Raw genomic sequence first — 8,899 nt, 5'->3', positions numbered from 1 at the left:
CAAGACGCTCGACTGGGATACCCCAGCCGAGCGTCTACGTGATCTACTCACCACCTAAAAACCAGGCGGTGTTGCGACGACCACTGGAACCCAAGCTCGGCGGGGGCCTTTCGCGTATCGACGCCCTGGTGCCGCACTCCGGTCGGGCAGGCGGGGCCTAACCGGCCTGCGGCTCCGGGACGCGCATCGCGAGGATGGCCATGTCGTCCGAGGCGGGGTCCGCCGCGAACCGCTCGACCGCCCGCAGAATGCGTGCCGCCACCGCGCCGGCCGTCAGGCCCGTACAGGTGGCCAGTACGTCCGCCAGGCCGTCGTCGCCGAGCATGCGGGTGCCCTCGCGGCGTTCGGTGACACCGTCGGTCACGCACAGCAGGACGTCGCCGGGATCGAGCGTCACCGTCTGCTCGTACAGCTCCAGGTCCTCGATGACGCCCAGCAGCGGCTGTGGCTCGGCCGCGGCCTCGACCGACCCGTCCTGGCGCAGTCGCAGCGGCAGCGGGTGACCCGCACAGACCACCTTCAGCAGCGCGCTGCCGTCCTCCTGGGGCCACAGCTCGCCGTACAGCAGGGTCAGGAAGCGGCTGCGGGCGCCCTCGTCGAGGATGGCGGCGTTCAGCCGCTCCAGGACGGCGGGGCCGCCGAAGCCCTCGCGGGCCAGCAGGCGCAGGGCGTGGCGGGCCAGCCCCGTCACGGCCGCGGCCTCGGGGCCCGTGCCGCAGACGTCGCCGATGGCGAACCCGTAGGCGCCGTCCCGGATCGGGAAGACGTCGTAGAAGTCGCCGCCCACCTCGTTGCCCTCGCCGGCTGCCCGGTAGATGACCTCGATCTCGACATTGGGCACATCCGGCAGCCCCGGCGGCAGCAGGCTGCGCTGCAGGGACTGGCTGATCGCCATGCGCTCCGAGTAGAGGCGGGCGTTGTCGAGCGCCAGAGCGGCCCGGCGGGACAGGTCCTCGGCCAGTTCCAGGATCTCCTGGCGGAAATGGTCGTCGGACGGCTTGCCGAGCGTGAGCATGCCGATGACACGGTTGCGGGCGACGAGCGGAAGGACCACCGTTTCCCCGCCCACCGCGGCCGCCGTCGCGAGCGTCGTACGGATACCCGCGCCCAGGCTGCCCGCGTCACCGAGGCCGATGCTCCGCATCGAAGTGCGCAGGGCCGCCTGGTGGGCCGCCTCCGACGGGGCCGCCCAGGAGCGGGCGCCGGGGGCCGGCACCGGATCCGGCGGGGCGATCTTGGAGAGGAGGGCCTTGAGGCCGTCGATGAGCTCCTCGTCCTCGTGCAGCACGTACGAGAGGTACGGGTCGGAGGACTGGTCGGCGATCGTGTAGACGGCGCACCAGGTGGCCAGGGTGGGGACCGTCATCTGCGCCATCAGGGCCAGGGTCTGGTCCCGGTCGAGCGTGCCTGCCAGCAGGTCCGACGCCTCGACGAGGAAGGAGAGCGAGCCGCGTCGCAGCCGCTCCAGTTCGCCCAGACGGGCTGACTCGACGGCCAGGGCGATGCGGTCCGCCGCGAACTGGAGGCGCAGGGCCTCCTCGTTCGAGTACCGCCCCGCAGCCTCCGCCGCGACGCCCAGGGAGCCCGTCAGACGGCCCTCGACCTTGAGCGGGACGGTGACGACGGAACGCATACCGGTGTTGCCGAGGAGCGGGACGGCGCCCGGGACGGCGTCGAGGTCCTCGTGGACCGCGGGCATGCGGGCCGAGCCGTACCGTCCGGTGCCGGCCTCCACGGGGACGCGGGCGAAGCGCTGGCGGGCCGAGGGGAGACCGGTCGTGGCCCGTACCTCCAGCTCGGTCTCGTCGTCCGTGGCCAGCAGCAGGAACGCGGCGTCGGCGTCGAGCATGTCGCGGGCCCGCTCGACGGTGCGCTGGAGCAGGCCGTCGAGGTCGTCGGGGGCGGGGGAGCCGATGAAGACCTCGAAGGGGTCCGTCTTGCGGCTCTCCGTGCCGTTGTCGGTGACGGGGGTGCGCACCGGTGACTGGAGCACGGCCCGCTCGTAGTCGCGGACCAGCAGGCAGACCGTAGAGGGCTCGCCCCGGGTGTCCCGTACGCGCAGGTGGGAGCCGTAGACCGGGATGGTGCGGCCGTCGGCGCCCCGGATCCCGTAGCTGCCCTCCCAGCGGGAGAGGCGGAGCGCGTCGGCGATACCGGTGTTGGTTCCGGGAGTCTGCGGCCAGGCGGTGAGGTCGGTGAGCTGCTTGCCGATGACCTGCTCGGCGGCGTATCCGAACAGATACGCGGCGTCGTCGTTCCACGCGGCGATGGCGCCGAGGCTGTCGATCTGGACGACGGCGACCCGAACGCGTTCATCGGTGACCGGGAGCAGGTCGACGGGGAGCAGCGGGCCCGCGGAGCGGATGCCCACCGGGCGGTCGGGGAGGTCGAGCTGGAACCAGACGTGTTTGTGCGCGGGGGAGTACTCGACGCCCCAGCGCGAGGCGAGCGCGGCGCACAGGAGCAGGCCTCGGCCGCCCTCGCGGTCCGGGCTGCCGAAATCGGGGCCCGTGGACTGGAGCGGGATCTCCCGTTCCGGATAGTGGTCCGAGATCTCGACCCGGACGCCGTCCTCCGTACGGAGGCACAGCACGTCCGCCGCGGTGCCCGCGTGGACCACCGCATTGGTGACCAGCTCGCTGGTGAGGACGACGGCATCGTCGACGACGTCGGTGTATCCCCACCCCTGGAGGGTGTCGCGGACAAAGGCGCGGGCGGTCGCGACGGAGCGCCCGACCGGGTCGAAGGTGGCAGCCGCGCGCGCCGTGATCACAGCACTCCCCATATGGTGTCTCGTCGCTTCCCCGAGTCCTGTGCCCGTTTCTAGCCGCTTCGATTCGCTTGCCAGGCTAGACGCTCCCTTCGGGTACCGGGTACACGAGGGCAGACTTGAGGCAAGGACGGACGGATACGGGCCTGTGACCGGACAAGTGCGGGCTTCCCGAAGAAGGGATGTGGGACAACCATTGGACGTTCCACCCCGACCGGTTCCGGCCTGGTAGGTTTCAACGATTTGACGTCCGCATGGTCACCCGTCAACGGTGTGCTGTGGCGGTGAGCCATTGAGGATCTGGGCAAGCTCCCAGAGAAGACCCGAGCGATACGGTCAACCCTGCGGGAGGGACACGGTGGAGTCTGGCGTGGCGGCGCGGGGAACAGGCACGCGCACTAAAGGCGGACAGTCCGTGAAGAAGCAGCGCAATGGAACCATCGAAGTCGACGCCGCAGCGCTCAACAGACTGCTGGCCGGTCTGGTGGCCATGCGTGACGGTAACTTCCGCAGGCGCCTGACCGTCTCCGGTGACGGTGTGATGGCGGAGGTCGCCGCCGTCTTCAACGAGGTCGCCGACCGCAATGTCCACCTCACGGGTGAGCTCGCCCGGGTACGGCGGGTCGTCGGACGGGAGGGCAAGCTCACCGAGCGGCTGGAGACCGGCGCCTGCGAAGGGGCCTGGGCCGCCGCGATCGACGCCTCCAACGAGCTCGTCGACGACCTCGCGCGCCCCGTGTCCGAGGTCGGACGGGTGCTGTCGGCAGTGGCCGACGGTGACCTGGGGCAGCGGATGGAGCTCCGCTCACACTCCACCGACGAGACGGTACGGCCCCTGCGGGGCGAGTTCCTGAAAGTCGCCCGTACGGTCAACAACCTCGTCGACCAGCTGTCGGCCTTCACCGAGCAGGTGACGCGGGTCGCGGTCGAGGTGGGGACCGAGGGCAAGCTGGGTGGACAGGCCCAGGTGCGCGGCATGTCCGGGTCCTGGAAGGACCTCACGGACTCCGTGAACACCATGGCCTTCCGGCTGACCGCGCAGGTGCGTGACATCGCCCTGGTGACGACGGCGGTCGCCAAGGGAGACCTGTCCCGGAAGGTCACCGTCCATGTGGCCGGCGAGATGGCTCAGCTGAAGAACACCGTGAACACGATGGTCGACCAGCTGTCGTCGTTCTCCTCCGAGGTGACCAGGGTCGCCCGCGAGGTCGGTACGGAGGGCGAGCTGGGCGGGCAGGCGACCGTGCCGGGCGTGGCCGGGGTGTGGAAGGACCTCACCGACTCCGTCAACACGATGGCGGGCAACCTCACCTCCCAGGTGCGCGGCATCGCGGAGGTGACGACGGCGGTCGCCAACGGCGACCTGTCGCAGAAGGTCCGGGTGAGCGCGCGCGGCGAGGTCGCCCAGCTTGCGGAGACCATCAACCAGATGACCGAGACGCTGCGCACCTTCGCGGACGAGGTCACCCGGGTGGCCAGCGAGGTCGGCGGCGGGGGTGTGCTGGGCGGACAGGCGCAGGTGCCGGGTGCCGCCGGGACGTGGAAGGACCTCACCGACTCGGTGAACACCGTCTTCCGCAACCTGACGACCCAGGTGCGGGACATCGCGCAGGTGACCACGGCGGTGGCCAGCGGTGACATGACGCAGAAGGTCACGGTCGACGTGGCCGGTGAGATGCTCGAACTCAAGAACACCGTCAACACCATGGTCGACCAGCTCCAGTCGTTCGGCTCCGAGGTGACCCGGGTGGCCCGGGAGGTCGGCGTCGAGGGCCGCCTGGGCGGCCAGGCCGAGGTGCCCGGCGCGGCCGGTACCTGGAAGGACCTCACGGACTCCGTGAACACGGCGTTCCGGAACCTGACGGGCCAGGTGCGGGACATCGCGCAGGTGACGACGGCGGTCGCCAACGGTGACCTGTCGCAGAAGGTCACCGTGGATGTCGCGGGCGAGATGCTCGAACTGAAGAACACCGTGAACACGATGGTGGCGCAGCTGTCGTCGTTCGCGGACCAGGTGACGCGGATGGCACGGGACGTGGGCACCGAGGGCCGCCTCGGCGGTCAGGCGCGCGTCGACGGTGTCTCCGGTACCTGGAAGGAGCTCACCGACTCCGTCAACTTCATGGCGGGGAACCTGACCTCCCAGGTGCGCCAGATCGCCCAGGTGACCACGGCGGTGGCGCGGGGCGACCTGTCGCAGAAGATCGACGTGGACGCGCGCGGCGAGATCCTTGAGTTGAAGAACACCATCAACACGATGGTCGACCAGCTCTCCGCCTTCGCGGAGCAGGTGACCCGGGTGGCCCGCGAGGTCGGCACGGACGGTCGGCTCGGCGGTCAGGCGCAGGTGCCGGGCGTGGCCGGTGTGTGGCGTGATCTGACCGACTCGGTGAACGGCATGGCAGGGAACCTCACCGCTCAGGTCCGTAACATCGCGCAGGTCGCCACGGCGGTGGCGCGCGGTGACCTGTCGCAGAAGATCGACGTGGACGCGCGCGGCGAGATCCTTGAGCTGAAGAACACCCTCAACACCATGGTCGACCAGCTGTCGAACTTCGCGGAGCAGGTGACCAGGGTCGCCCGTGAGGTGGGCACGGAGGGCATTCTCGGCGGCCAGGCCGAGGTGCAGGGCGTGTCCGGTACGTGGAAGGACCTCACACAGTCCGTCAACGGCATGGCGAACAACCTGACCCTTCAGGTGCGCAACATCGCGGAGGTCACCACCGCGGTGGCCAAGGGGGACCTCTCCAAGAAGATCACCGTCGACGCCAAGGGCGAGATCCTCGAACTGGTCACGACCGTCAACACGATGGTCGACCAGCTGATGAACTTCGGTGACGAGGTGACGCGGGTCGCCCGCGAGGTGGGCACCGAGGGCATCCTCGGCGGCCAGGCACGGGTGCGCGGTGCCACGGGCATCTGGAAGGACCTCAGCGAGAACGTCAACCTGATGGCCAACAACCTGACCAGTCAGGTGCGGAACATCTCCCGGGTCTCGTCCGCCGTCGCCAACGGTGACCTGACGAAGAAGGTCACCGTCGAGGCACGCGGCGAGGTGGCCGAACTGGCGGACACCGTCAACACGATGGTGACGACGCTGTCCTCGTTCGCGGACGAGGTGACCCGGGTCGCCCGAGAGGTGGGCACGGAGGGCGAGCTGGGCGGCCAGGCACGGGTTCCGGGGGTCTCGGGTACCTGGAAGGACCTCACCGAGTCCGTGAACTCGATGGCGTCCAACCTGACCGGCCAGGTGCGCCAGATCGCCACCGTGACCACGGCCATCGCGAAGGGCGATCTCACCAAGAAGATCGACATCGATGCCCGCGGCGAGATCCAGGAGCTGAAGAACACCATCAACACGATGGTGGACCAGTTGTCGTCCTTCGCGGAGCAGGTGACCCGGGTGGCCCGCGAGGTGGGCACCGAGGGGCAACTGGGCGGCCAGGCACGCGTCCGGGGTGTCGACGGCACCTGGCGCGACCTCACCGAGTCGGTGAACGAGATGGCCGGAAACCTCACCCGTCAGGTGCGCGCCATCGCGGCAGTGGCCACCGCGGTGACCCGAGGCGACCTCAACCTGAAGATCGACGTGGACGCGGCCGGCGAGATCCAGGCCCTCCAGGGCAACATCAACACGATGATCGCCAACCTGCGCGACACCACGGCGACCAACAAGGAACAGGACTGGCTCAAGGGCAACCTCGCCCGGATCTCCGGTCTGATGCAGGGGCGGCGCGATCTCGACGACGTGGCCTCGCTGATCATGAGCGAGCTGACCCCGGTCGTCTCCGCCCAGCACGGCGCGTTCTTCCTGGCCATGGCCACCGGCGACACCGACGCGCTGGGCGCGGAGGGCGACAAGGAGGGCGCGTACGTGCTCCGGATGCGGGGCAGCTACGGCTACTCCGCAGGCTCCATGCCGACGTCCTTCCGGCCCGGTGAGACGCTCATCGGCACGGCTGCGGAGGAGAAGCGGACGATCCAGGTGGACAACGTGCCGCCGGGTTACCTGAAGATCTCCTCCGGCCTCGGTGAAGCGCCGCCCGCACATGTGATCGTGCTGCCGGTGCTCTTCGAGGGGAAGGTCCTCGGAGTGATCGAACTGGCCTCGTTCCAGCCGTTCACCCATATCCAGCGGGACTTCCTCAACCAGCTCGCGGAGATGATCGCCACGAGCGTCAACACCATCAGCGTCAATACGACCACCGAGAAGCTGCTGGAGCAGTCGCAGGAACTGACCGAGCAATTGCGGGACCGCTCACAGGAGTTGGAGAACCGGCAGAAGGCCCTCCAGGCATCCAACGCGGAACTGGAGGAGAAGGCAGAGCTGCTCGCCCAGCAGAACCGCGACATCGAGGTCAAGAACACCGAGATCGAGGAGGCGCGGCAGGTCCTGGAGGAGCGCGCCGAGCAGCTCGCGGTCTCGATGCGCTACAAGTCGGAGTTCCTGGCGAACATGTCGCACGAGCTGCGTACACCGCTCAACTCGCTGCTCATTCTGGCCAAACTGCTGGCGGACAACGCCGAGGGCAACCTGTCGCCGAAGCAGGTGGAATTCGCCGAGACGATCCACGGCGCGGGGTCCGACCTGCTCCAGCTGATCAACGACATCCTTGACCTGTCGAAGGTCGAGGCGGGCAAGATGGATGTCAGCCCGACCCGGATCGCGCTGGTTCAGCTGGTCGATTACGTGGAGGCGACATTCCGCCCGCTCACCGCGGAAAAGGGGCTGGACTTCTCCGTCAGGGTGTCGCCGGAACTTCCGGCCACGCTGCACACCGACGAGCAGCGGCTGCTCCAGGTGCTGCGCAACCTCCTTTCCAACGCGGTGAAGTTCACCGACAGCGGTGCGGTCGAGCTGGTGATCCGGCATGCGGGGGCGGAGGTGCCGAACGCCATCCGGGAACAGCTGCTGGAGGCCGGTTCGCTGCGGGACGCCGATGCCGATCTGATCGCGTTCTCGGTGACCGACACCGGTATCGGGATCGCCTCCAGCAAGATGCTGGTGATCTTCGAGGCGTTCAAGCAGGCGGACGGCACGACCAGCCGCAAGTACGGCGGTACGGGCCTCGGTCTCTCCATCAGCCGGGAGATCGCCCGACTGCTGGGCGGCGAGATCCACGCGGCGAGCGAGCCCGGCCGGGGCTCGACCTTCACGCTGTACCTGCCGCTGCACCCGAGTGAACTCCCGCCGCAGGGCTACCCGCAGATCGGCCCCGGGCCCATCGAGACGCACGGTGCAGGGGTCGAGAGCGGGCGGCTGCCCGAGGCCGGCCAGGGGCTCGGGGAGGGCTTCCAGGACTTCGGGCGGGAGATGGGCCAGCAGGGCGGAGGCCACGACCAGAGTGGCGCCGCAGGGCTGTTCAGGCACCGCCGCAAGGCGCTGGGCGGCTCCGGGCAGCAGCCCGCGCTGCCGCAGGCCCCCACGGCTCCCCAGGCGCCCAGGAGCGCTCCGCAGGAGCCCTGGACGCCGGCGGTCCAGGAGGAGCCGGAGGTCCGCAGGACGTTCCGGTTCAACGGCGAGAAGGTGCTGATCGTCGACGACGACATCAGGAACGTCTTCGCGCTCACCAGCGTGCTGGAGCAGCACGGACTGGCCGTTCTGTACGCGGAGAACGGGCGCGAGGGGATCGAAGTCCTTGAGCAGCACGACGATGTGACGGTCGTACTGATGGACATCATGATGCCGGAGATGGACGGTTACGCGACGACCTCGGCGATCCGCAGGATGCCGCAGTTCGCCGGGCTGCCGATCGTCGCGCTGACGGCCAAGGCGATGAAGGGCGACCGGGAGAAGGCGATCGAGTCCGGAGCCTCCGACTACGTCACCAAGCCGGTCGATCCTGATCATCTTCTTTCCGTGATGGAGGGTTGGATGCGCGGAGAGTGATCGCTGATTGAGCGAATCAATGATGATTTGTTGATCGAGTCTGTCCGAAGTGGTGTGGGAGCGCGGTATCCGGGGAACCTTTTGGTCTCTCGCCGCGTTTCTGGTATGTGCACAGTGACATCGCGGTGACAGGGTGTGGTGACGGGCGGGGTGCGGCTACCATGACCGGCACAAGGACGGACGGCGTAAGGGAGTCGTCCCCTGGGGCGGCGCCCGGTGCAATTCCGGGGCGAGGAGGA

2 protein-coding genes are annotated in these 8,899 nt (G+C 68.9%); one reads left to right on the top strand and one right to left on the bottom strand.

Going from position 1 to position 8,899, the window contains the following annotated elements; genetic code table 11:
* Nucleotides 1-157: 157 nt before the first annotated feature.
* Nucleotides 158-2,785, bottom strand: coding sequence for a SpoIIE family protein phosphatase (locus ACZ601_RS24940; protein ID WP_440576996.1), 2,628 nt, complete (start codon nt 2,783-2,785; stop codon nt 158-160).
* A 400-nt stretch (nt 2,786-3,185) separates the two neighbouring features.
* Here ACZ601_RS24940 and ACZ601_RS24935 point away from each other — a divergent pair, with 400 nt between their 5' ends.
* Nucleotides 3,186-8,660 (top strand): HAMP domain-containing protein, encoded by a 5,475-nt coding sequence (locus ACZ601_RS24935; protein ID WP_469541634.1) that lies wholly within the window; start codon nt 3,186-3,188, stop codon nt 8,658-8,660.
* Nucleotides 8,661-8,899 lie beyond the last annotated feature (239 nt).

This window comes from Streptomyces sp. NPDC104307, assembly GCF_055584045.1.
The sequence above is the reverse complement of the archived record's forward strand: the minus strand, read 5'-3'. Positions and strand labels throughout refer to the sequence as shown.

Excerpts from the sequence above, each read along its gene's own strand:
- ACZ601_RS24940 (WP_440576996.1), bottom strand. The coding sequence starts at position 2,785 with ATGGGGAGTGCTGTGATCACGGCGCGCGCGGCTGCCACCTTCGACCCG.